General features: G+C 44.8%; 21 protein-coding genes and 1 pseudogene. 12 read left to right on the top strand and 10 right to left on the bottom strand.

What is annotated here, in order from left to right; genetic code table 11:
- Window positions 1–139 precede the first annotated feature (139 nt).
- The 5 genes from HC246_RS09435 (at window position 140) to HC246_RS09455 (ending at window position 6,290) form a co-directional block, all read left to right on the top strand.
- Window positions 140–1,279, top strand: a complete 1,140-nt coding sequence (locus HC246_RS09435; RefSeq protein WP_169363164.1) for an ATP-binding response regulator — start codon at window positions 140–142, stop codon at window positions 1,277–1,279.
- Complete coding sequence (locus tag HC246_RS09440) at window positions 1,260–1,697, top strand: NADAR family protein (protein ID WP_169363165.1); 438 nt, start codon at window positions 1,260–1,262, stop codon at window positions 1,695–1,697. Before HC246_RS09435 ends, HC246_RS09440 begins: the two co-directional genes overlap by 20 nt.
- Window positions 1,698–1,825: 128 nt before the next feature.
- A complete protein-coding gene (locus HC246_RS09445) occupies window positions 1,826–2,053 on the top strand; it encodes a ribbon-helix-helix domain-containing protein (RefSeq protein WP_211167663.1) in 228 nt (75 codons plus the stop codon).
- 108 nt (window positions 2,054–2,161) lie between these two features.
- Window positions 2,162–4,483 carry a single-stranded-DNA-specific exonuclease RecJ gene (recJ, locus tag HC246_RS09450; protein ID WP_169363166.1) on the top strand — a complete coding sequence of 774 codons (2,322 nt, stop codon included), beginning with the start codon at window positions 2,162–2,164 and terminating at the stop codon, window positions 4,481–4,483.
- Window positions 4,473–6,290, top strand: a complete 1,818-nt coding sequence (locus HC246_RS09455; protein WP_169363167.1) for an ABC transporter ATP-binding protein — start codon at window positions 4,473–4,475, stop codon at window positions 6,288–6,290. Before recJ ends, HC246_RS09455 begins: the two co-directional genes overlap by 11 nt.
- A 75-nt stretch (window positions 6,291–6,365) precedes the next feature.
- On the opposite strand, the gene HC246_RS09460 is transcribed toward HC246_RS09455, so the two are convergent.
- The 6 genes and pseudogenes from HC246_RS09460 to HC246_RS09485 all read right to left on the bottom strand — a co-directional run bounded on the left by HC246_RS09460 (window position 6,366) and on the right by HC246_RS09485 (window position 10,140).
- Complete coding sequence (locus HC246_RS09460; RefSeq protein WP_169363168.1) at window positions 6,366–6,623, bottom strand: type II toxin-antitoxin system mRNA interferase toxin, RelE/StbE family; 258 nt, start codon at window positions 6,621–6,623, stop codon at window positions 6,366–6,368.
- Window positions 6,620–6,871, bottom strand: a complete 252-nt coding sequence (locus HC246_RS09465; protein WP_169363169.1) for a type II toxin-antitoxin system Phd/YefM family antitoxin — start codon at window positions 6,869–6,871, stop codon at window positions 6,620–6,622. Before HC246_RS09465 ends, HC246_RS09460 begins: the two co-directional genes overlap by 4 nt.
- Window positions 6,872–6,893: 22 nt before the next feature.
- A complete protein-coding gene (locus tag HC246_RS09470) occupies window positions 6,894–9,161 on the bottom strand; it encodes a tetratricopeptide repeat protein (RefSeq protein WP_169363170.1) in 2,268 nt (755 codons plus the stop codon).
- A gap of 2 nt (window positions 9,162–9,163) precedes the next feature.
- Window positions 9,164–9,355 (bottom strand): hypothetical protein, encoded by a 192-nt coding sequence (locus tag HC246_RS09475; protein WP_169363171.1) that lies wholly within the window; start codon window positions 9,353–9,355, stop codon window positions 9,164–9,166.
- A gap of 9 nt (window positions 9,356–9,364) precedes the next feature.
- A complete protein-coding gene (locus HC246_RS09480) occupies window positions 9,365–9,781 on the bottom strand; it encodes a hypothetical protein (protein WP_169363172.1) in 417 nt (138 codons plus the stop codon).
- Between the two features lie 52 nt (window positions 9,782–9,833).
- Window positions 9,834–10,140: pseudogene (locus tag HC246_RS09485) on the bottom strand (hypothetical protein).
- 272 nt (window positions 10,141–10,412) lie between these two features.
- On the opposite strand from HC246_RS09485, the gene HC246_RS09490 reads away from it, so the two are divergent.
- The 3 genes from HC246_RS09490 (at window position 10,413) to HC246_RS09500 (ending at window position 13,538) form a co-directional block, all read left to right on the top strand.
- A complete protein-coding gene (locus tag HC246_RS09490) occupies window positions 10,413–11,150 on the top strand; it encodes a phosphoadenylyl-sulfate reductase (RefSeq protein ID WP_169363173.1) in 738 nt (245 codons plus the stop codon).
- A 175-nt stretch (window positions 11,151–11,325) separates the two neighbouring features.
- Window positions 11,326–12,207, top strand: coding sequence for an alpha/beta fold hydrolase (locus HC246_RS09495; protein ID WP_169363174.1), 882 nt, complete (start codon window positions 11,326–11,328; stop codon window positions 12,205–12,207).
- A 314-nt stretch (window positions 12,208–12,521) separates the two neighbouring features.
- On the top strand, window positions 12,522–13,538 hold the full coding sequence (locus HC246_RS09500) for a phytanoyl-CoA dioxygenase family protein (RefSeq protein ID WP_169363175.1): 1,017 nt from the start codon (window positions 12,522–12,524) through the stop codon (window positions 13,536–13,538).
- Here the strand turns inward: HC246_RS09500 and HC246_RS09505 are convergent.
- Together HC246_RS09505 and plsX are read right to left on the bottom strand one after the other, a co-directional pair.
- Window positions 13,535–14,518, bottom strand: coding sequence for a beta-ketoacyl-ACP synthase III (locus tag HC246_RS09505; protein ID WP_169363176.1), 984 nt, complete (start codon window positions 14,516–14,518; stop codon window positions 13,535–13,537). The genes HC246_RS09500 and HC246_RS09505 overlap by 4 nt on opposite strands.
- Before the next feature lie 66 nt (window positions 14,519–14,584).
- Window positions 14,585–15,628 carry a phosphate acyltransferase PlsX gene (plsX, locus tag HC246_RS09510; RefSeq protein WP_126384908.1) on the bottom strand — a complete coding sequence of 348 codons (1,044 nt, stop codon included), beginning with the start codon at window positions 15,626–15,628 and terminating at the stop codon, window positions 14,585–14,587.
- 121 nt (window positions 15,629–15,749) lie between these two features.
- On the opposite strand from plsX, the gene HC246_RS09515 reads away from it, so the two are divergent.
- Entirely contained in the window at window positions 15,750–17,474 is a 1,725-nt protein-coding gene (locus tag HC246_RS09515) for a hypothetical protein (RefSeq protein WP_169363177.1), read from the top strand.
- 103 nt (window positions 17,475–17,577) lie between these two features.
- Here the strand turns inward: HC246_RS09515 and HC246_RS09520 are convergent, their stop codons facing one another.
- Window positions 17,578–18,486, bottom strand: coding sequence for a prohibitin family protein (locus tag HC246_RS09520; protein ID WP_169363178.1), 909 nt, complete (start codon window positions 18,484–18,486; stop codon window positions 17,578–17,580).
- A gap of 447 nt (window positions 18,487–18,933) precedes the next feature.
- Between HC246_RS09520 and HC246_RS09525 the strand changes: the two genes are divergently transcribed.
- Together HC246_RS09525 and HC246_RS09530 are read left to right on the top strand one after the other, a co-directional pair.
- Window positions 18,934–19,929 (top strand): Light dependent period protein LdpA domain-containing protein, encoded by a 996-nt coding sequence (locus HC246_RS09525; protein WP_169363179.1) that lies wholly within the window; start codon window positions 18,934–18,936, stop codon window positions 19,927–19,929.
- Between the two features lie 61 nt (window positions 19,930–19,990).
- Entirely contained in the window at window positions 19,991–21,739 is a 1,749-nt protein-coding gene (locus tag HC246_RS09530) for a R3H domain-containing nucleic acid-binding protein (protein WP_169363180.1), read from the top strand.
- A gap of 133 nt (window positions 21,740–21,872) precedes the next feature.
- Here the strand turns inward: HC246_RS09530 and HC246_RS09535 are convergent, their stop codons facing one another.
- On the bottom strand, window positions 21,873–22,325 hold the full coding sequence (locus HC246_RS09535; RefSeq protein WP_169363181.1) for a hypothetical protein: 453 nt from the start codon (window positions 22,323–22,325) through the stop codon (window positions 21,873–21,875).
- A gap of 253 nt (window positions 22,326–22,578) precedes the next feature.
- Here HC246_RS09535 and pyrE point away from each other — a divergent pair, with 253 nt between their 5' ends.
- Window positions 22,579–23,145, top strand: a complete 567-nt coding sequence (pyrE, locus tag HC246_RS09540) for an orotate phosphoribosyltransferase (protein ID WP_404822268.1) — start codon at window positions 22,579–22,581, stop codon at window positions 23,143–23,145.
- Window positions 23,146–23,288 lie beyond the last annotated feature (143 nt).

Raw genomic sequence — 23,288 nt, forward strand, 5'->3', positions numbered from 1 at the left:
CTATACATTTTCACCTATAGGTATCATAATTATATTCTTCGGTATATTCACAATTTTACTAAGATCTACTTTTTAAAATGCTGACTTCCTATTTTATTCAGTTACTAGCAGATATGTTCCTGCAAGGAAGAGAACAATTATGAGTATTAAAGTAGTAATTGTTGAAGATGAAAGATTAGTTGCACGAGATATTGCCAATATACTGCAAGATGAAGGATATATAGTTTGTGCGATCGCATCCGATGGACTGACTGCCCTCAAACATATCATTGAACATTCTCCCGATCTAGTTCTGCTCGATATTCGCATCAAAGGAGAAATCGATGGCATTGATGTAGCCCAATTTTTACAATCTTTTTATGACAGTCCTATCATTTACCTCACTGCTTTTTCAGATACAGAAACTTTAAAACGCGCACAATCAACTAATCCTGCGGGATATGTAGTCAAACCATTTCGGAGAGAACAACTTCTCTCTTCTATTACTATAGCACTATCAACTTACACCTATAGAAAGCAGAATAGCAATGAATATATTAAGCATCAATTTCTATCAATTATTAGTAATGAAATACGCAATCCAATTAATGCAATTTTAGGCTTCTCAGAATGCTTAAAGAAAGAAATGATGGGTGCAGTCAATGCTGAGCAAATAGAGGCATTGCAGGTGATTAATGATAGTGGCAATCATTTACTGTACATGATTAACAATATTCTTGATCTGTCAATGTTAGAGGCAGGTAAGCTCAAATTACAATTCGACTTATCGCCGATTACCCCAACCTGTCGCACAGCTTTAGAATATATTCAACCTGAACTAATCCGTAAAGATCTTCAGCTTGAAGTTAAGATTTCAGAGCACCTTCCCTATCTCATGTTAGATGAACGACGTATCTTCCAAGTTTTAATCCATCTACTCAAAAATGCCATCAAATTTACGCCCAACAAAGGTCATATTAAGTTTGAGGTAAATCTATCTCAACAGGCACAACTAGAGGATACATCATCAATTCAGATTACCATAACTGATACAGGTGTGGGGATTGCTCCTACAGCCATGGAGCAATTATTTCAACCCTTTAGCCAAATTAATAATCAAGGCAGCAGAACTAGTGGTATGGGTTTAGGCTTAATTTTTGTGAAAAGAATTGTAGAATTGCATGGAGGTCAGGTCTCAGCCAATAGTACTGTAAATAAGGGAAGTCGTTTTACAGTAACTTTGCCCTGTAAGGTTCCATCTAACCCATTCTCTTATAGTCATGACAATCTATTTCTATAGCCAAAATCAAGCCTACTCGGAGTTCTCTAACTTCGCACCCTTTGGAGTTGAGCTAGATGGACAATGGTGGCGCACGACTGAACATTATTTTCAAGCCCAAAAATTTTTAGACAAAGCCTATCAAGAAAAAATCCGTCTCGCACCTGATCCTAAAACTGCTGCTAATTTAGGAAGAAGTCGTGATGTTCCCCTCAGAGATGATTGGGAAGAAATCAAAGATGATGTAATGCGGCGGGCAGTTCTTAAGAAGTTTCAGACGCATCCACAACTCAGATCGCTGTTGATTTCCACAGGCGATCAGGAAATTGTAGAAAACGCCTCAGGTGATTATTACTGGGGTTGTGGAGCAAATGGTTCTGGCAAAAATATGTTAGGCAAAATCCTTCAAGAAGTCCGTGCTCAAATCTTAAGCTGCTAAAAAAAATCCCACCATGATTGATAATATCTGTAAGTTTCTAGCAAAGTAACGTAGCTGCCTCGACCGCTATAATATCAGGTATAGCCCTGAATAAAGAAATCATCCAAAGACTTTTGAGGAGTGAGATTATGAAAGAATCAGTAATTTATCAAGAGATTTTACTCCAAGGTAAGGCTGAAGGCAAAGCTGAAACTGCTAATCAAATTGCCACAAATATGTTGCTTTCCAATATTTCCGTAGAATTAGTTGCCCAATTTACAGGACTCACCCTCAAACAAGTCGAAAAACTAAAAAAGCTTTCCCAAAAAACCAAGATACCTAAATCGTCTAAACCTAAGCGATCACAAAAAAATTAATCGCCATCATCTTGAATGGTGGCAAGTTATCAAGACTACCATTGAGCTAAGTCTACAAATAGTTCATACATTTGTGTTATTTGGGGAGAAAAAACTATTGGAATAGACATGTCACCAACCAATTGGCATATTTTAGAAACCGTTGAACCACCAACTTGGTTAGTTGCTAAAGTTGGCAAATTTGCGGCACGGTTACTTTCGCAAAGAGGCATATTTGAGCCTGAGCAAGTAGACGCATTTTTATATACGGAAGCCTATCAACCGACGAGTGCTTTTGCTTTTCCTGAGATGCAACAGGCGATCGCCAGAATTCAAAAAGCCTATGAACAAGGTGAAACGATCGCGATTTGGGGAGATTTTGATGCGGATGGGATTACGGCGACATCGGTATTATGGGAAGGATTAGGGCAGTTTTTTACACAAGGTGATCGCTTAGTTTTTTATATCCCCGATCGTCTCAAGGAATCTCATGGCATCTCGATCAGGGGATTAGATGATCTGCAATCGCAATGTGAATCCATAGGAAAATCTGTCAATTTAATTATTACCTGTGATACGGGCAGCACTAGTTTAGAGGCAATTAATTACGCTAACGAACTAGGAATTGATGTGATTGTCACCGATCATCACACTTTGCACGATGAACGTCCCCATGTCGTCGCAATTATCAATCCGCGTTATTTAAATAGTGAGCATCCCTTGTTCCATTTGTCAGGTGTGGCGGTTGCCTATAAATTAATGGAAGCACTCTATGAAACACTGCCTGAAATTCCCCAACAGCCCCTAGAGGATTTATTAGATTTAGTGGCGATCGGGCTAGTTGCGGATTTAGTGCAATTGACAGGCGATTGTCGCTATCTTGCCCAAAAGGGAATTGAGGTCTTGCGACAAAAGAAACGCCTCGGTGTACGGATGCTCCTAGAACAATGTAAGCGCGTTGGCGATCGCCCGATTGATATCAGCTTTGGCATTGCGCCACGAATTAATGCCGTCAGCCGCATCTGGGGCGATGTCCGCAAATGTGTGGAACTGCTCACCACCCGTGATGAGAAGGTTTGCAAGTCTTTAATCGATCAAACGGAATTGGCAAATACCCAGCGCAAAGCTTTGCAAAAGAGGGTATTTAAGCAGGTACAAGGAAAAATTGAACAACTTGATTTATCAACAACGGGAATTATTATTCTTGCCGATCCCCAATGGTCGGTGGGAGTTTTGGGATTAGTCGCAGGTCAAGTGGTTGCGGAATATGGTCGCCCGACGATTCTCTGTACGGTTGAGGATGGTATCGCTAAAGGCAGTGCGCGATCGCTAGAAGGAATCAATCTCTATGAACTACTGAAGGGACAAGAGCATTTATTGCTGAGCTTTGGAGGTCATCCCCTCGCAGGTGGTTTGAGCTTTGCACTGGAGAATTTACAAGTACTTGCTGAGGCGATCGATCAGCGCTTTTGGAGCCAATATGGACAGTTACAAAGCAAGGCGATAACTATTGATTTGGAAGTAAAAATTGCGGATTTAAATAAGGATTTATTTAATGAATTCAAGCAGTTAGAGCCCTTTGGCATGGGCAACCCTACGCCGAAGTTACTAGTGCGGAACTGTGAGTTTGTCGATATATCCAATGCTAATATTCGCACTCATAAAGGACAAAAAGTTGAATATATCAAAACCGAATTTACCTTAAGCGATCGCCAAGGCAATCAAATTCATGGAGATTGGTGGGGACATTATAGCTATGAGTTGCCAGATACCGCCTGTGATGTGGTGATTGAGCTAGTGGATAACGCTTTTCGCAAACGTTATGATGTACGTTTATTGGATATCTATGCTCAAAGCGCCCCACTAAAGTCCGAGGAATCTACGCTTGCATCAAACTCCATCAAAAAGCACAATCCCAATCTGAAAATCATCGACCTGCGTGGGCATGGGCAATTAGAACAAGAATTAGAAGCTACAATCTGTGATCGCTGTCCTACGAGTTGGCATGATTTAAACATGCTCATCGAGCAAGCGGCGCAATCCGATCAAGCCCTAGCGCTAGTTTATCCCAATCCTGAAAAGATTAACGGCGCGATCGCATGGCAAACCCTTGTGGGTATCGCTAAATACCTTAGTCGTACAGGCAAAGAGATTAAGCGATCGCAATTAATTGCTAAATTAGGCATCGAAGATCAAAGTGTCTTGCAGCTTGGCTTTGAGGAATTGCGACAATATGGCTATGTTGTGGAGATCGTTCATAATGAAAGTAATGATCAACTAGATGATCCTCAAATAAGCATCAGTTCTGTTGCCGCCGATCATTTATCAACACAATCATCGACGCAATCATCAACTATCACTAAACAGTTTATCCAAGCTGCCAATGAAATCCTGTTTCAGCAACAGTTCTTCGATCGCCAATTAATTTCTTTGAATGAGCATGACCGCTAACTTTTGGGACATTGTCCGTTATTTTAAACGCTATCGCAACACGGCAATCTGGAGCATTACAGGTTCTAGTCTATTTGAAATCATCGACCTCGCCGTTCCCTATACCGTTGGGCAAATCCTGAATGTGTTATCAGGGCGATCTCTCGATCCTGAAATCAATAGCCTTGTCATCGCCATGGCGAGTATTTTTGGACAGTCTCCGAATCCCACCACAGCATTAATTATGTTATCAGGCTTAATTTTTGTGGTGACGGTTTTACGCGCACCGATTCAGGTCTGGATTGCCAATAACTTTCATTGGGAAATTGCCCTTAAATCGCGCCGCGATCAGACTCAAAAAGCGATCGCCAAAATTTTGACTCTGCCCATCGAGTTTTACGATGAGAATAATGCGGGCAGGATTGCAGGACGTGTAGCGCGAGGTTTAGCCAATCACATGTGGTCATATCCCGAAATCGCAGGGCAATTGATTCCTAAAGTCGTGCGAATCCTCGGAATTTTTGTGATCATCTGTGCGATCGCATGGTGGATCTCAGCATTCTTTTTAGTGTCATTTATTTTGGTGCTATTAGGAAGTTTGCAAAAACTGAAGGGATTAGTCAAAACGGAAGAAAACCTCGACATCTATCAAGAGAATACTGAAAGTCGCACTTCCGAAATTATTACCAGCATCAAGACCGTCAAGGCTTTTGCCAATGAAGCAAAGGAATATAAACGCCAAAGCGAACGTCTCGAACGGGAAGCCAAAGTCTCTCTCTGGGGCATTCACATTGGCTATGTAAAATTAGGCATGGTGCGCGATACGGTACTGGAAGCTTGCCAATTTGTCGTATTTGGAGCCGCCCTATTCGCTACCTTTGGTGGCAAGATGTCCATCGGACACTTCATCACCATTTCCACCTTGGCAAGTATGGCTTATTCGGAAATCAAACCGATTTGTTTACTTGCCGAAGTCTTTGCCCGTCGCTATTCCTCAATGTTGCGCTTCCATGAGTTCATGAAACAAGCCAATGGACAAGATGCCGCGATCGCGCTATACCCCAACACCAAATATCCCCAATATCGCTTTGCAGGCAAAGTCGAATTCCGCAATCTCACCTTTGGATACGATCGCGATCGCCCTGTTCTCGAAAAAATCCAATTCATCATCGAACCCTACGAAACCGTTGCTCTAGTAGGGAAATCAGGTTCTGGCAAATCCACCTTAGTTAAATTGCTGTTCCGTTATTTCGAGCCATCAAGTGGCGGTATCTTGATTGATGGAACAAATATCACCGAACTCGATATCACGGGCTATCGTAAACGTCTAGCGATCGTCCATCAAGAGGTGGATATCTTTAATGGAACCTTGATGGATAATCTCATGTATGGAAATCCTACGGCAACTTTTGCCCAAGTGCAAGAAGCCTGTGCGATCGCTAGTGTTGATGAATTTCTCCATTTACTACCAAGGGGCTATAACACCATCGTCGGGGAACGGGGTGTGCGACTCTCTGGTGGTCAACGTCAAAGATTGGGCATTGCTAGAGCTTTGCTAGTCAATCCCGATATTCTCGTCTTTGATGAAGCCACTTCTAGCCTTGATTACGAATCTGAGCGATCAATTCAACTTGCCATGCGGCGCATTCAGGGAATCCGCACCACAATTGTGATTGCTCACCGTCTTAGCACCGTGCGTGAAGCCGATAAAATTGTCGTCTTAGATAAAGGTGCGATCGTCGAAATCGGCTCCCATCAGCAGCTTCTCGCTCAAGGTGGCATCTATCACCGCTTACATTCTTTACAAGAAACAGGAGAGTTGTTATAAGAATAAAGAGGTTCGGCTTCGCTGTACTTCCCTTGCGATTCGTAAAGTCCTGCGAGATCGCCGATTCAAGATATCTCATTCCCCGTAATGAGTTTTTGCTCTGATGATGAGAATTACTAAGTCTTCATTATAAATTTCGTAGACAATGCGATCTTTGAGACTCAATCGATAGGAATAGAGTCCCTTTAGATCGCCTTTTAAGGGTTTGCCAATGTAGGGATTAGGCAGAATAACGTTTTGTAATATGTCTTGCAGTTTTGCTTTTTGTTTGGGAGTGAGTTCGTCAATATCTTTTTTGGCTTGCTTTGAGAAAACAATTCGATAAGATTTCATCCGAAAATCTGCTCCATACTGAATGTTTCTCCTGCTTGATATTCTTGTCTAGCTATTTCTACTTGCTGAAGCAGATCGGGAACTTGCATGAGCATGGCTGTTTCCATTAATGATTCCCATTCCTCTTGGGTAATCAATCGATAAACCCGATCGCGATGCAGGATACCCACGCCCTCAGTTTCTTTGGTGGCAAGATCGCATAGTTCATCAAGGTTCTGTTTGGCATAATCAACGGTAACTTGATACATCTGATTTTTCCTATTTCTTGGCTTATGAGTTAGGATTCATGGCTTGCAGTAGTTGCATTATATCATCAGGATTATTGGCAATCATTTGTTGTAATGCTTCGGAACTCATACCTGTAGATATTTGTAATCGCAACATCATGAGAGAGACCATGACTGTTTGGGTATGGGGATGATCTTGTCCAAGAACTTTTATGAAAATTTCTAAGGATCGCAGAAAGAGAGGTTCGGCTTCGCTGTACTTCCCTTGCGATTCGTAAAGTCCTGCGAGATTGTTGAGACTGTTGGCGACAGAGGGATGGTCTGCTCCTAGTTGCTTTTCTTTGATCGAGAGCGATCGCAAATAGAGAGGTTCGGCTTCGCTGTACTTCCCTTGCGATTCGTAAAGGCTTGCGAGATTGTTGAGACTGGAAGCAACATAGGGATGGTCTGCTCCTAATTGCTTTTCCATGATCGAAAGCGATCGCACATAGAGTGGTTCAGCTTCGCTGTACTTCCCTTGCGATCGGTAAAGTTCTGCGAGATTGTTGAGATCGGTTGCAATTTCGGGATGGTCTTCTCCATAGATGCGTTTATCGATTTCGAGCGATCGCAGCAAGAGCGGTTCGGCTTCGCTGTACTTCCCTTGCGAATAGTAAAGTCCTGCGAGATTGTTGAGACTGGTGGCGACAGAGGGATGGTCTGCTCCTAGTTGCTTTTCTTTGATCGAGAGCGATCGCACATAGAGTGGTTCGGCTTCGCTGTACTTCCCTTGCGAATCGTAAAGTTCTGCGAGATTGTTGAGACTGGTGGCGACATCGAGATGGTCTGCTCCTAAGCGTGATTCCGTTTCCTTGAGACAGGTTTCCAAAGGTGGAATTGACAGAGCATATAGTCCTTGACCTCTGTAATAGGAAGCAATTCCCAAAAATGCCCAAACTAAATCCTCTGCAGGATTAGGAATATGCTCCAACAGTTCCCGTCCGAGGATCTCTAAATGGGGAATTGTAGGTGCAATTTCTTTGACTTGATCAATGGTGATTGTTTGTCCGATGCCCTTAGAAATATTCAGCAGCGATACCGCCACCTGTTGCCGCAGGGCTTGCCATTGGGGATGTTGTTGTAATTGAAATTGAAAATATTCTCGCAAAAGTTGATGCAGTGCATATTCCCCTTCTCCCGTCCGTTCCAACAAATGCAGATTTAATAACTCATCATCACGCCAAGCCTCTAAGTCCTCCTCATCCTCACCCATCGCATCCATAACCCACCGCCAATCAATCGGCGCAAGCGCAAACAACGACAGCAAGCAGCCGAGCCGTTGCGCTCCCTCCGATAGGTCTTGCCAACTCAAATCAAACGCCGCGATCACATTTAGCTTTGCAGTCATCTCTGTCAAAGCCCGTCTTTGCTTATCTGTCAGCGCATCCTGCTGTAACTTCTTCATTTCTAGGCGCTCCTGCATCTTCGCGATCGACAGATCAGGTTTCCTTGCCAAATACCGCCCCACCAACTCGATCGCCAAAGGCAACCGCCCCAACCACTCACAAAGCTGCTCAATTTCCGCTTCACTACCCCGACGCGGATCGGCTTCAGGCAAAAACGACCTCAACAAATCCACCGCCGCCGCCAACTCCAACACATCCAAAGTATATTGCTGCATCGCATTCCCCAACCCCAGCCTTGTCGTTGCCAACACCCGAAAATTGCCATCAAGGGGCGGCAAAAACGGCTCCACCTTTGCATAGTCCTTCACATCATCCAAAATCACCAACATCTGCCCCTTCAGAGATTTCCCTAGCCGCGCCCAGCAATACCCCGCCAACTTCTCACCACTATCCAACCCATCGGGCATCTTTTCCCCAAGCTGCACCACCACAAAATCCTGTAACTGCGTTGGCAAGTTCCCCTCATTTGCCCGTAACCAAAAGATCCCGCCACCATAGTCTTGCAAATGCCGCAGCCCATATTGCAGCGCCAGTTCCGACTTACCGATCCCACCCATGCCTTTGACAAAAGCCGCCACCGCCACCCTATGATTTTGCTGCAAAAGTTTATGCACTTCTTGCAGGTCATCATCCCGTCCCGCAAAAAAAGTCACATTACTCTGCGGCAAATTAATCAAGCTCCCCGCCCGCTTCGCCTCCTGAATAATTTGGTTGAAATTTTCAATATTTACAACACTCTCTGCCTGAGCAACAATCCCCACCTTGTCAGCAACCTTATTTGGCTCATGATGAATCTCTTGGGAAACATTGATATCAGCGTCTCCTCCAACATTCACATGCTCCAGCCCTGTTCGTTTATTGGTCATAGTTAGCCTTCTAGTAATGCAAAAATTTCACCCCGTCCCACATTTTCGCTATCCTTACCCTCAGCGATCGCCATAGCCATCGCTACATCCTCCATAACCTCATAAATCAACTCAGCTAACATATCGCGCTCCTGCGTAAACATTTCCCGCAGCAACTCCTTGAGCAAAGGTCGTAAATCTTGAGCTTCGAGCATAGCGATCACCTACATATTGAACGTTGTAATATCTGCCTTGCCGCCACTCTGAACCACAATACCAATTTTTTCGGCTAACTTATTAGGATTCTGAGATTTTGACTGACTCAGTTGTGCTTGCAAAGTCTCAACCTTCGCTGCTAGTTCCTTGTTACTTGTCAAAAGCGATCGCACCTGATCCAATAACTTTGTCACTTCAGGATCATCCGCGATCGCCTCCACATCGATTACCGCTTGTCCCGCATCAAAATCCTCACCCGCACTAATCGCTTTTACCGTCTGTGTATTTGGAGCTTTACGACTGAGAACAGACCAAAGAGATCGCGCCAGTTTCACCGTCTCATCAGTAATATTTTCACCAACCTTGGTTAACGAGCCTGTTCCTACAATTACTAACAACCCCACAAGCAGAGAAACTGGTTCCATATTTACACCAATGATTTACCAATATTTTGATTTTATCTCAGCTATAGGAAATCTAAGGAATTGGGCGATCGCTTATGGGATTACTACCAGAAACTAAAGCGATCGCTTGATTGATAATTGCTTCGCGATCAACCATTGCTCCCAACTCATCTGCCTCATATCTACCCTCAAAAGCCTCACTCGCAGCAGCATCTATGGCAATCTCATAGGCTTCTTCTATGGTCTCGCGTAGTTCTGAAGGTTCGCAATAATTTCCTTTTGTCATCCTTGCTCATCTCCGTCATCTCCTCCACCAACAGCAACGCGTCAGAGATGTTGCCACCTACCAGCAATTCCCTAAGTTCTAATAACTCTTCCATAACTATTGTTCTCCAGCCGCAACGTCCCAGATTTAGTTTGCTTGATTTTTAAAATCTGCATTGCTAGGTACTACATCAATATACGCCCTAGAATTCACAAACTTTAGAATTACCTGAATTTTGAAAGCACGGCATTGCAGCGCTTTTAAAAATTTCTCTGGGTTTCAACTCAGCATAAAACCCTGTAGTTATCCGTAATAGTCGTAATTTCCCAACTTGAGTACAAGCCATAATAACATTATATTTTGAAGACAAGATTCACCCAGCCAATAATGACCCTACAAACAGACATTGACACCGCCGCCGCACAGCTCAAGGGCAAAACTCCTCAAGAAGTCCTCACATGGGCACTCGGCAACTACAAAAATATCTCCCTCGCATCTAGCTTCGGAGCCGAAGATGTCACCTTGATTGACATGATCGCCAAAATCAAGCCCGATGCCCATGTCTTCACCCTCGATACAGGGCGACTCAATAGCGAAACCTATGACGTAATCGCCAAAGTTCAACAAAAATATCCCCAATTGCAACTTCGCATCATGTTCCCTCAAGCGGAAGCAGTGGAGCAGATGGTAAGTGCTAAGGGCATTAATCTGTTTTATGACAGCGTGGAAAATCGCAAGCAATGCTGCTTCATTCGCAAGGTCGAGCCACTTGGTCGGGCAACAAAGGGTCTAGATGCTTGGATTACAGGACTACGTCGTGACCAAACTGCGAACCGTTCCACGATGGAAACCGTTGAACTAGATGGCGATCGCAATATTGCCAAAATCAATCCATTGATCGATTGGACAAATGAACAGGTTTGGGATTACATTCGCGCCAATGACGTTCCCTACAACGCTCTCCATGATCAGAACTTCCCAAGCATTGGCTGTGCGCCCTGTACCAGAGCCATTCAAGCAGGTGAGGATCTGCGTGCTGGTCGTTGGTGGTGGGAAATGAGCAATCAAGAATGTGGATTGCACGTTACCAGTGACGGTCGCCTAGTTCGCGCCAAGGATGTTTAAACAATAAAGGCTCGCTAAGGGACTTGCGATTAATTAAAGTACCTACGGCTTCGACTTCGCTCAGCCAACGTTGGCTGAGCGAAGTCGAAGCCGTACAAACTCGGTGGTATCTTTTTTCTCATCAATTCCCTAAGCGAGCCTTTATTATGGATTTGATTAGGAATTATTGGTAATAATGAATAGAACTATAGGGCTAGAATATGGCGATTGGGAATTTAGAGGATGGCGATCGCATTATGGCGTAAGGCGATCGCAGAATGTCGATGCTAACAAGCCCCCAATTCTATTAATTCATGGATTTGGTGCAGCAATGGATCAATGGCGCGATAACATTCCCGCCCTCGCGGCAGAGCATACCGTCTATGCCATTGACCTATTGGGATTTGGCGCATCCGAGAAACCACCGACTGACTATTCTATCTATTTGTGGGTAGAACAGGTGTTGAGCTTTTGGCAAAAATTTGTGGGCGTACCCATGATCATTATTGGTAACTCAATTGGTGCTCTCGTCGCCGCAATTGCCGCCAGTCATCATCCCGAAATCGCCGCAGGAGTCGTCACTATCAGTCTGCCTGATATCGAAGCTTTTAAAGCCTTAGTTCCGAAATGGCTACAGCCATTAGAACGTGCAGTCAAAGCGATCGTTAATGCCATTTTCGTAAAACCACTCTTTTATCTATTCCGTCAACCTTGGATGATTCGCTTCGTGTTAAAAGGAATTGTCTATTGCGATCGCGATCGCGTTGATGATCAACTAGTAGAAATTATTGCCAAACCAGCACGCGATCGCCAAGCTGCTGAAGCCTTTGTGCGCCTCAATCGCAGTCTCAATCAGCCCAATTATTCACCAAGCCTGACACAAGCCCTTAGCAAATTACAGGTTCCATTATTGATTTTGTGGGGAAGTCGTGATCGCCTCATCCCTCCATCCGAAGGCAAACGCTTAGTCCAATATGCTCCCAATGCCTCTTTAGTTTATTTAGAAAATGCAGGACATTGCGCCCATGATGACAATCCTGAGCGCGTCAACCATGAAATCTTAACTTGGCTGGCTTGAGCGATTAAGTAGCTCAAATCCAGATTGTGATGCCGCCCACTACGTGGGCGGCATCACAATCTGGGTTTAAAGAAATATTTGCTAGCTACTGGAGAAGAATACGCTGAGAAGCGATAGCTACAGCAATTACCGAAGAACACCAAGAAGAATTTTGAAAGCGTTGCGAAGCAACGCTTTCAAAATTCTTCTTGGTTTGGATTTGAGCACAAATCGTTGTAAGTATATATGCTGGCAACTTTTTAGAGAATCATCGGTCTTTGAGACAATCCGAGACATGACTACAGACCTAAAAATACGGCACAGGATGTATTTGCGTGATTCAAATCGTCATATCTCAAATATTTCAGACTATTGATCAGCTATGGCAAAGATTAATTAGTATTCCCTCAGATATTGCACTATTTATTAGTAATTTAGAAATTATTGAGAAAGAGCTTCTTTATCCTCGCTACCAACAATTGCTACAAGAGCATCAATTGTTGCTCAGTAGCCTGAATCCTGATGAAGTCAAAATCGTCCAAGAATTAGAACAATATGGAGTTGCAGTCACACATCTAGATGATTTAGCAATTCCCTTCAGCGATCGCTTTTTGCTTGCAGCCCAACAAATATCTCAAGAACTAAGAGACAAAGCGAAGCTTCCCCTCCTCTATATGGGCAAACATACGCTGACGGCAAGCGCAGAGCAGATCATGCGTTATCCCGAATTGTTTTTGTGGGGCGCGGATGCCAAACTTTTACGCATAATTGAAAACTATCTCAAGCTACCCGTTGCCTATGATGGACTGTCCTACTACTACAGCCCTGCTGATAGTAGAGAAGCAGGACCCCGTAAATGGCATCGGGACAAAGAAGACTGGCAAATGATCAAAATTGGTATCTATATCAATGATGTTGATGAGGATGGAGGACCTTTTGAGTGTGTTACACCAGCCGCCAATGAATTCATCAATATGGCTTTAAATTCTAAATCACTCCAGAAGTACAAAACCGCCTATCAACGAGACCTTGAGGCGCTCTTGCCCGAACAAATGCTAGATAACTGGCGTAAAACCTGTATCGGTAAAGCGGGAACGGTAATTTTTGTGGATACGGCTAAGTATTACCATCGGGGTAAACCACCGACTAAAGCTGACCGCTCAGCGATCTTTTTGGGCTATTGCGGTCGCCAACCCAGACATCCATTTTTTTGTGGACGATCACCATTGTCTCAAGCACAACTACGCTATATGGCAAGCCTGTTACCCGCAGAAGTTCGGGATTGCTTGACTTGGCGCGATCGCTTAAAGGGTCTGGGTAAATGGATTCCTAAAAACCGCTTAAAGGTCTAGCCCCAACGGAATACTGCCGAGCCCCAACTTAAGCCTGCCCCAAAACCTGCGATCGCAATTAAATGATCTTTTTGAATTTTGTCTGCTTTTACCCATTCATCCAGCGCGATCGGAATTGAAGCCGCCGAGGTATTGCCATATTTTCCCATATTGCTCACCGCCTTAGCAGGATCAATCCCAAAACGATTGACGACCGCATCGATAATGCGCTGATTAGCTTGGTGCATGATCAACCAGTCAAGATCATTAACTTCCAAACTGGCATAGTGCAAAGACTTTTCGATTACCTCTGGCACGCGACGCACCGCAAAACGATAAACCTCTTGCCCATTCATCGTAATCGGATGAAAGGTATTGCGTCCTAAATAATTGATATTTAAGAACTCATTACCTTTGCCATCACTCCGCATCTCAAAGCCTAATAGGTTATTCTGGGGATGCTCTGGGCTACTAGCTTGCAAAACTAGCGCTCCTGCCCCATCACCAAACAAAATACAAGTGCGCCGATCTTGCCAATCGACCCAACGCGAGAGGACATCTGCCCCAATTAGCAAAACGTTTTTGTAAGCACCTGTACGAATATATTGTGAAGCAGTAACTAAGCCAAACACAAATCCTGAACAGGCTGCCACCAGATCAAAAGCAACAGCTCGCTCTGCTCCTAGAATTTTTTGTACTCGTGCTGCTGTACCAAACAGATCATCAGAGGTAGAAGTAGATAAAATAATCAGATCAATATCTTCGGGTTGCAAACCTGCGGCAGCGATCGCCTGTTGGGCAGCTTTAGCCGCTAAGTTAGCTACTGAATCATTCTCACCATCGGCAATATGACGCTCTCTGATACCTGTGCGCGAGGAGATCCACTCGTCATTGGTATCTACCATTTGGGCAAGGTCTTGATTAGTCAATACGCGATCGGGAACGGCGGAACCGCTACCAATAAAACGTACTCCAAGGAGAGAAGATTCAGTATTAGTCATGGGCTGTATTTGATCTGGATAAATAAAAAGCTATATTGCTGCCGCTCTGCGACAACAATATGAGTATTAAGTGGGCGGATCGTCGGGGGTATCATCCGCAGGAACCGCTACTTTGGGCTTGATTTGACCACGGATACGCTCTAGGACTTCGTTATCTACTGCATCCTTAGCCACACGGATAGCATTGCGAATACTGACGGCGTTAGAACTACCGTGACCAATTACACAGACACCTGCAACACCCAGCAATAAAGCGCCACCATACTCGTCGGCATCAATGCGTTCTTTGACCTTCTTGAGATTAGGTTTTAAGAGTAATGCCCCAAGCTTACCGCGCCAGCCTTTGGGCAATTCTTCCTTGAGGATTTGCATGACGGCATTACCGACACCCTCGGCAAATTTGAGGACGATATTACCCGCAAAGCCATCACAGACAATGACATCAAACTGACCTTTCAGAATGTCCCGACCTTCGGCATTGCCAGCAAATAAAATTTGCTGATTATCCTGTAAGGACTGGTGCACGCGAATCGCTAGCTCATTACCTTTACAGGCTTCTTCGCCAATATTTAGCAACCCGACCTTAGGCTCTTGAATACCGATCGCATATTTACTGTAAAGCGAACCCATGATCGCAAATTGTTCTAGAAATTTAGGGCGACAATCCACGTTTGCCCCAACATCAAGTAGCAATACAGGCTTATGGGGAACCTGTGTGGGAAATAATGCGCCGATCGCAGGTCGATCTACACCCGGTAAACGCCCCAATCGGAGCAGGGCGGCTGCCATTGCTGCGCCAGAATGTCCAGCCGAAACCACAGCATCTGCTTGCTTGCGCTTGACTAAATTCATGGCAACGGCGATCGAGGAGTTGGGCTTGCGGCGTAGCCCTTCGAGGGGTTCATCATCCATTTCGATGATGCCTTCCGATGGCACGATCTCTAGGCGATCGCTTTCCTTATAGTTATGTTGCTTGAGGTAGTTCGCGAGAATATCGCGATCGCCAACTAGCGCTATATCTACACCTAATTGAGTCTGAGCTAATATTGCTCCTTCAACCACTTCGCGTGGGGCAAAGTCCCCACCCATCGCATCTACTGCAATTCTCACGTTTTGCGATCCTGTCTGCGTTTTATAACTAAAACTGTAAAGAATTTTATTAAACCTTACAAAAATTTTAACAGTTTGAGTAACTTAACCTATCAGGATTGCTCAAAATATTTGAAATCAAATGCGTGAACACAAAAAGATCAGCATTGTTAGATTGTTTAATCGTTGGTTTAAGTTTCTAGTAGTCTCCGCGATCTCCTTGATCATGATTTTGGTGGGATGTCAATCTAATTCTGCCATTCTGTCCAGCAATAAGGGGGCAATCTCCTTAGACAAGACCAAAGCAACATCAGCGACCTCCGGCGCTCTCACCGTAGATTTAGGTTTCCGTCCAGCCGCCAATGGGTTCAGTTTTGAGAATTACGGCAAGGATAGTAGCATTAAAAATCTCTCGCCTGTAGAAATGCAAAGGATGTTTGGGAATCGGGTTTGTGCTACCAGTGGGGAAAATTGTATCCTGACACCTCCCGCCCAGCAATGGATGGAAGAAGTCAATAAATCCATGAATGGTGGACATTGCGAAGGAATGGCGGTTCTTAGCATGATTCTCTATGCTGATAAAGACAAGGTGAGTGGATTTGGGAATACCCCAGATCTAGCCTTACAGGGGAATGAGAAGCTTCAGCGCGAAATTGCCTACTGGTTTGCCACCCAGTATGCTCAACCAACCGCAAAAAGCGAAATTAAAGACAAAACTCCTTCCGAATTGCTAGATATCCTTTTATCTACAATGAAACTGAACGCTCGCATTGATGAAACCTACACAATGGGAATTTATCAGGCTGGGTTTAAAGGCGGTCATGCGATTACCCCTTATGGAGTGGAAGATCTAGGCGATGGCAAATATGCAGTCATGGTCTATGACAATAACCATCCCAAAATAGAGAGAAAACTCGAAATAGATCGCAATGCAAATACATGGAAATATAACGCCGCCACTAATCCTGATGAGCCTGAATCAATTTATATCGGTGACGCTGAGACCAAAACCCTCACTTTGACACCCACCCCACCTCGCTACGAGCGTCAAGCCTGTAATTTCTGTGGCGACGAGACATCTGCTGAAAATAGTGCTGAGAAAACAGTAGCTCATAAGGGAAATACAGGAGATGCGATCGCTGCGAAATTTAATCAAATCTTTCTCGAAGGCGATGCTGACCTACTAATTACTAATGGCAATCAAAAAATTGGCTATGAGAATGAAAAATTTGTAAACACGTTTTCTGGGGCAACATTCATTCCGATCAGGAGCAGTGAACTCTGGCAGGATGATGAGGAACCCGTCTACAATATTCCTCTGAATGTCCCCTTCACAATTAACTTGCAAGGCAACAAAAAAAGTAATGGGAAAGAACTAACCGATGTCGCGATGATAGGACCTGGCTACGATCTTGCCGTAGAAGGTATTAAGTTATTAGCAGGGCAAAAGGACAAGATCAAATTCGATGCTAGTGGGCAGAGCCTATCCTATCAACCCAGCAATGAGGAAGCTCCCAATATTATATTTGGAACTTCTGGCAAGAACGATGACTATGAGTTTGAGCTTGATGGAATAGAGATCGATGCGGGTGGTACGATTAGCGCCAATCTAGATACTGCCAAAGGTCGCCTTGGTATCAAGATTAGTGAAAGCAAGCAGGAAGCAAAGTTTAATTTGCTCATCAGTCGGATCGATGACAAGACCGAACAAAAATTTGAGGGTGAAGATCTGACGCTAGATTCAGGAGATACCCTCTATTTAAACTATGCCAAATGGACTGGCAAAGGAGGCAGCCTCACAATTGAGCTTGACAAGGGTAGTGATGGTGTCATTGATAGCACCACCACCTTAAAGAACAAGAAATAAGTAAATGATGTGCCTCCCGCTACGCGGGAGGCACATCATTTTTGGCTTTTTACAGCGCGTTGCGAGCAAATTAATTAAAGACAGCGCTTCGCGCTGTCTTTAATTAATTTGCTGGAACTGATTTGCTTACATCTCGCTCAACTGGCAAAATTAAGGGTGTACCTTGACCATTACCCAGCACAATTACTTTAGAGTTAGGTGATTGGGCAAGTTTTTCGGTTGCCTCGATCGCCCTCAATTGCAAAACCGCAGGCGTTAAACCTTCCGCCAAGATTTTTTGAGCATCCGCATGACCTTTAGCTTCAATCCGCTTACGTTCAGCCTCTTGAGTCTCTTTTTCTAGTACAAATTTCATCTGCAAATTTTCCTGCTCCGCTTTGAGACGTTGCTGAATTGCCGCCTGCAAAGTATCAGGAACCTTGACATTGCGAAGCAAAGCCTCATCGACGATAAAGCCGAGGGGAGAAAGTTGCGATCGCAGTTTTTCGGCAATTTTCAAGCTGACTTCTTCGCGTTTAGTAGCATAGATCGCTTCCGCAGGATAGCCAGAGACGATTTCCCGCGAAATTGACCGAAATCGCGACACAATGATTTCGCGCTCCTCTAGACCAATATTTTGATAGACACTTGCTGCCTTAGCAGGATCGATGCGGTATTGAATACTGACATCAATTCCGATCGCTAAGCCTTCCTTGGAGGTTGCCCCAATTTCTTCCTTCACATCACGTATGCGGGTCGAGAACTGCACTACATCGGCAAAGGGATTAATAACATGAATGCCTGCGGGTAAGGTGCGATCGCTGACCTTACCCTGAAAATCTTCGACTCCAACACTGCCCGCAGGTATCACCACCAATAATCGACTTAAAGCACTAATAGCGGTCGCCAGAGCAATCAAACCTGCGATCGCTTTGATCACTAGTTGTGCTGTGCGATTGTCCACTAAGCGTTGGCTATTAAAAAACACAAGTACAGATATCAATGAAGCGATCGTCGAGACGATAAATGACATTTTGGATATACCTGTTATGGGTCAGCCCTGATATAGCAATCCTAAATTTTTTGTAGAAGCGCAACCCGAGGGGTTGCACTTCCACAAACCCAAAAATCTACAAATGATTTAGGACTGCTATAGCTGATTAATTTTCTAAATTATATCTACTGCCAATCTTGATGAAAGTGTGGCAAAACACGCTCTTTAAAGCTCTTTAAAAACAGGGCAAATCTTGAAAGTGCTGCTTCGCAGCACTTTCAAGATTTTATGGCTGTAAGTAGCTAAGGTAAACTTAAAAACCAGATTGCCATGCCGCCCGCGTAGCGGGCGGCATGGCAATCTGGTTTTTATTTATAACTATGCTGAGCTACTTAAATAGCGACGATCGCAGTTACAATCGAGAATATTCAGCATTATTGAGGGTTTTCAGGGCGCAAATTACTATTGGTAACTTGTCCTGAAATTATGGAAATCGAAGCTTTGCGATCGCGCCAGTGGTTTAAGCTCATTTGTGGTGCGAGTTATCAACATTTACCCGCCATTCGACATTTGGCACAGATCTACACCTTAGCAGGAGCAGATTGCATTGATATGGCTCCCGATCCTGCAACGATCGCGGCGGCAAGGGAGGGAATTGCCGCCGCACTCGATTTAGGCGCGACGCGATCGCCCTTAGTGATGGTCAGCTTTAACGATGGTGAAGACCCCCACTTTCGCAAGGCGATTTTTGATCCTGCCCTTTGCCCCAGCGATTGTCCAAGACCCTGCGAAAAGGTATGTCCCACCACAGCAATCCAGTTTAAGAATGATTACAATGGGGTTATATCAAATCTTTGTTATGGGTGCGGTCGTTGTTTGCCGCTATGTCCAGTGCAGATTATTCACACTCGCGAACAGGTTTATGTCCCTGAAGATATTTTTGATGAAGTACTTAACCAAAAAGTTGATGCGATCGAAATTCATACACAGCCCAACCGCACTCAAGAATTTGCTGCATTTTGGCAACGCCTAAGTCCGATCATCCCCAAGCTCCAATTGATGGCGGTCAGTTTCCCCGATAGCGAAAATTTACGGGATTATCTCATATCGCTAATCGCAGGAATGCAACCTCAGCCGCGATCGCTAATCTGGCAAACCGATGGTAGACCCATGAGTGGTGATATCGGTGATGGGGCAACGAGGGCAGCCCTACAACTGGGGCGAAAAGTATTGGACTTTCAGTTACCCCTTGGCTTTGTGCAACTCGCAGGGGGAACCAATGCCAGCACCGTTCCCAAACTACGCCAAGCGAATATTCCCGTCGCGGGAGTCGCCTATGGCAGCTATGCTCGGAAAATCGTGATGGATTTTCTCGAAAGTCGTAGTGAAGAAATACCCGATCGCCTTGAGGAACATCCCTGCTTACTCTGGCAAGCCGTAGCGATCGCCAAACAATTAGTTTCCCAAATCAAACAAAACTGAAAGTACTGCTTCGCAGTACTTTCAGTTATAAAACCTAACCGTAAAACCTTTAAAAAGCCTAATGGACTCCATCCGCAAGCAAGTTACAGACAACCTCGATCAACTCCTCGATATTCTGCCACCACGCATCAAAAACAGTCTTGAACTCTGCGGCGGGTTAGAACAACTTGTCGAAATTGTGATGGACTTGGGCAGATTGCCAGAAGCAAGGTATTTTGACAGTACTAAATATTTAACCGATGACCCAATTACCAAAGAAGATTTAGCACATTGTGTCAAACAGGTTGGGGAATTTGGCGGTGATAATCGTGCAGGTATTGAGCGCACCCTCCACCGCATCAGCGCCATCCGCAACCGCAAAGGCGAAATTATCGGCTTAACCTGTCGCGTCGGTCGGGCAGTCTATGGCACGATCGCCATGATTCGCGACTTAGTGGAAACAGGCAAATCAATTTTACTGCTCGGCAAACCGGGGATGGGCAAAACTACGGCTCTGCGCGAAATTGCCCGTGTCCTTGCCGATGACCTCAATAAGCGCGTCGTCATTATCGACTCATCCAATGAAATCGCAGGCGATGGCGATATTCCCCATCCTGCGATCGGGCGCGCAAGAAGAATGCAAGTCTCCCAGCCCGAATTGCAGCATCAAGTGATGATCGAGGCAGTAGAAAACCATATGCCCGAAGTGATCGTCATCGATGAAATTGGCACAGAACTCGAAGCCCTCGCCGCCAGAACGATCGCCGAGCGGGGTGTGCAGTTAGTCGGCACAGCCCACGGCAATCAACTTGCTAATTTAATCAAAAATCCTACACTTTCGGACTTGATCGGCGGGATTCAGTCCGTCACCCTCGGTGATGAAGAAATGCGGCGGCGCGGTTTGCCCCAAAAGAGCATTCTCGAACGCAAGGCGCAACCCACCTTTGATATTGCTGTAGAAATGTGGGAGCGTTATCGTTGGGCAGTGCATAGTGATGTCGCGGGAACCATTGATATGCTCCTGCGCGATCGCGACCCCGGGCGACAAATTCGCTCGGTTAGTGATGGGGGTGAAGTGACCACCACCGAGGAAAAGCCGAAAAACCCCGAAGTTGTCAAGAATCCTGTAGTTAAGGGTTGGCGCGCATCGGGCAGAATGAAGCCCATTCCCCTCGATCCACAGGTGCAACCCCATGTTGAAATTGCAGACTTAACAAGCAAGTTAACCAGTAGTCCTAGCAATATCAGTAGCCCCAATATCAATGAGGAAGAGGAAGAAGCTAACGATCTGGCAAATGTTTATGGAGCAATGCAAGAACGCTTCGGGACGCTCTATGTCTATCTCTATGGAGTCAGCCGCCATCAAACTGAGCAGGTAATTCAATCAATTAATTTACCGATCGAAGTCACCAAGGATCTCGATGAGGCGGATATTGTGTTGGCATTGCGATCGCAAATTCGTACTAGTTCCAAAGTGCGTCAAGTTGCCGAGGCACGTCAAATCCCGATTCACGCAATTAAAACCAGCACCCTACCTCAAATCAATCGTGCGCTCAGACGGATCTTGCATATCGATGAAAGCCCTGCCGATACAATTACTGACTTGAATATGTTTGCCTATGGCGACTCCGAAGACGAAATCGAAGCCCTCGAAGAAACTCGCCTCGCCGTTGAGCAAATCGTCATCCCTAAAGGTCAGCCCGTCGAGCTACTCCCCCGTTCATCGGTAATTCGCCGAATGCAACATGAACTTGTCGAACATTATCAACTGCGATCGGAAAGCTACGGCTCCGAACCCAATCGCCGTTTACGCATATTTCCAAATTCATAATGTCCATTCCCTTATGGGTTGAGAGTTGTTGCCATGCAGCAACTCTCAACCCATAAAACTTTAGAGGCAGTGCTAAGCACTGCCTCTAAAAAATAGTCTCAACACAAAAAACTCTATTAGGGTAATTAACCGATTACCACAAAGCGGGGACAGGCGCAGCAGGTACTGCGGCTGGAGTCTCTACTCTAGGAGCAGGAACAGCAGGGGCTGGCTCTTCAGGAGCAGCACAACCATTAAATCCTTCAGCAAGTAACGACGAGCAATAGGAAGATGGCAAATCACGGGTGCGAATCGTCGCATCACTAAGAGTTTGCAAATCCATCATTTCCCGATGAATTGCTCGCATCGCATTCGATTGACGTTCCATCCATTGATCCCTAAATGTAGTTTGAAAATAGGCATCAGGTAAATTAGGATCAGAGGTCATATCCAAAACTTTGTTCTGTACCTGAGGATAGGTAGCAGGAAAGTTTCGAGGATATTCATCCTGATCGGTAAGTCGGGGATCGGCAAGAGCTGCACCACTAGCCAGCAGCGTTGATGCTACAACCAGTGACGGAGCAAGCCAAGAGAACCGAGTACTCATATAAATACACATCCTCACAGTTGGACGCTGACTAATGTAGCAGATCCAGCCATAAATTGACGGGTTTCAAAAAAGAGAAACACCAAATTCCTGTTACGGAGGGATTCGCAACCTTATAAACTAAAAAAAAGGTATTGCTAAATTTAGACAAGGATGGACGGCGCAATGCACCGTCCATCCTTACCAAAATATTTTAGGACTACCAAAACAAGCATCTAAAAAATCAAAATCTCAGTACAAAACCCAAGCAAAAATTGTGGAACATTCAAATCGCGAAAAGTTACTAGACCTATTTTGTCGCCTTGCCTATAAAAGTGGTGACTTTACATTGTCTTCTGGGCAAAAAAGTACATATTACATCAATGGCAAGCTGGTAACATTGCATCCCTTTGGGGGACTATGGACAGGGCAAGTCCTGTTATCAATGTTGCCAGAAGGCACAGGGGCAGTGGCTGGTTTGACCCTAGGTGCTGATCCAATCGTGAGTGCAGTTAGCGTCGTTTCTGCTTACGAAAACAAGCCAATTCCTGCTTTGATCATCCGCAAACAGCCTAAAGGGCATGGGACAGGCGCATGGATTGAGGGACCAGAACTTGCGCCTAATACCAATGTGGTAGTGCTGGAGGATGTGGTGACAACAGGAAAATCAGCCTTGCTGGCTGTCGAGAAATTGCGTGATGCAGGCTATAAGGTGACCCATGTATTGACATTGGTCGATCGCCAACAGGGTGGTGCTGAGCTATACGCAAAGGAAGGTTTACAATTTGGTGCAGTATTTGATATTGGCGAAATTCAAAGCTATGCCAAGGGGATTAGTTAATTACAGCGATTTGCACTGAAAAACAAGCCAATAGTTATCCATGAAACTATTGGCTTATAAACATTAGGGACGCACAATAAAATAAGAAACCAATTTTTGTAGTGCAGCTTCACGCTACAAAATTAATACATCGCAGAACCCTT

This window comes from Pseudanabaena yagii GIHE-NHR1, assembly GCF_012863495.1.
GTDB lineage: Bacteria > Cyanobacteriota > Cyanobacteriia > Pseudanabaenales > Pseudanabaenaceae > Pseudanabaena > Pseudanabaena yagii.

Excerpts from the sequence above, each read along its gene's own strand:
- HC246_RS09435 (WP_169363164.1), top strand. The coding sequence starts at position 140 with ATGAGTATTAAAGTAGTAATTGTTGAAGATGAAAGATTAGTTGCACGA.
- HC246_RS09440 (WP_169363165.1), top strand. The coding sequence starts at position 1,260 with ATGACAATCTATTTCTATAGCCAAAATCAAGCCTACTCGGAGTTCTCT.
- HC246_RS09445 (WP_211167663.1), top strand. The coding sequence starts at position 1,826 with ATGAAAGAATCAGTAATTTATCAAGAGATTTTACTCCAAGGTAAGGCT.
- recJ (WP_169363166.1), top strand. The coding sequence starts at position 2,162 with ATGTCACCAACCAATTGGCATATTTTAGAAACCGTTGAACCACCAACT.
- HC246_RS09455 (WP_169363167.1), top strand. The coding sequence starts at position 4,473 with ATGACCGCTAACTTTTGGGACATTGTCCGTTATTTTAAACGCTATCGC.
- HC246_RS09460 (WP_169363168.1), bottom strand. The coding sequence starts at position 6,623 with ATGAAATCTTATCGAATTGTTTTCTCAAAGCAAGCCAAAAAAGATATT.
- HC246_RS09465 (WP_169363169.1), bottom strand. The coding sequence starts at position 6,871 with ATGTATCAAGTTACCGTTGATTATGCCAAACAGAACCTTGATGAACTA.
- HC246_RS09470 (WP_169363170.1), bottom strand. The coding sequence starts at position 9,161 with ATGACCAATAAACGAACAGGGCTGGAGCATGTGAATGTTGGAGGAGAC.
- HC246_RS09475 (WP_169363171.1), bottom strand. The coding sequence starts at position 9,355 with ATGCTCGAAGCTCAAGATTTACGACCTTTGCTCAAGGAGTTGCTGCGG.
- HC246_RS09480 (WP_169363172.1), bottom strand. The coding sequence starts at position 9,781 with ATGGAACCAGTTTCTCTGCTTGTGGGGTTGTTAGTAATTGTAGGAACA.
- HC246_RS09490 (WP_169363173.1), top strand. The coding sequence starts at position 10,413 with ATGACCCTACAAACAGACATTGACACCGCCGCCGCACAGCTCAAGGGC.
- HC246_RS09495 (WP_169363174.1), top strand. The coding sequence starts at position 11,326 with ATGAATAGAACTATAGGGCTAGAATATGGCGATTGGGAATTTAGAGGA.
- HC246_RS09505 (WP_169363176.1), bottom strand. The coding sequence starts at position 14,518 with ATGACTAATACTGAATCTTCTCTCCTTGGAGTACGTTTTATTGGTAGC.
- HC246_RS09515 (WP_169363177.1), top strand. The coding sequence starts at position 15,750 with ATGCGTGAACACAAAAAGATCAGCATTGTTAGATTGTTTAATCGTTGG.
- HC246_RS09520 (WP_169363178.1), bottom strand. The coding sequence starts at position 18,486 with ATGTCATTTATCGTCTCGACGATCGCTTCATTGATATCTGTACTTGTG.
- HC246_RS09525 (WP_169363179.1), top strand. The coding sequence starts at position 18,934 with ATGGAAATCGAAGCTTTGCGATCGCGCCAGTGGTTTAAGCTCATTTGT.
- HC246_RS09530 (WP_169363180.1), top strand. The coding sequence starts at position 19,991 with ATGGACTCCATCCGCAAGCAAGTTACAGACAACCTCGATCAACTCCTC.
- HC246_RS09535 (WP_169363181.1), bottom strand. The coding sequence starts at position 22,325 with ATGAGTACTCGGTTCTCTTGGCTTGCTCCGTCACTGGTTGTAGCATCA.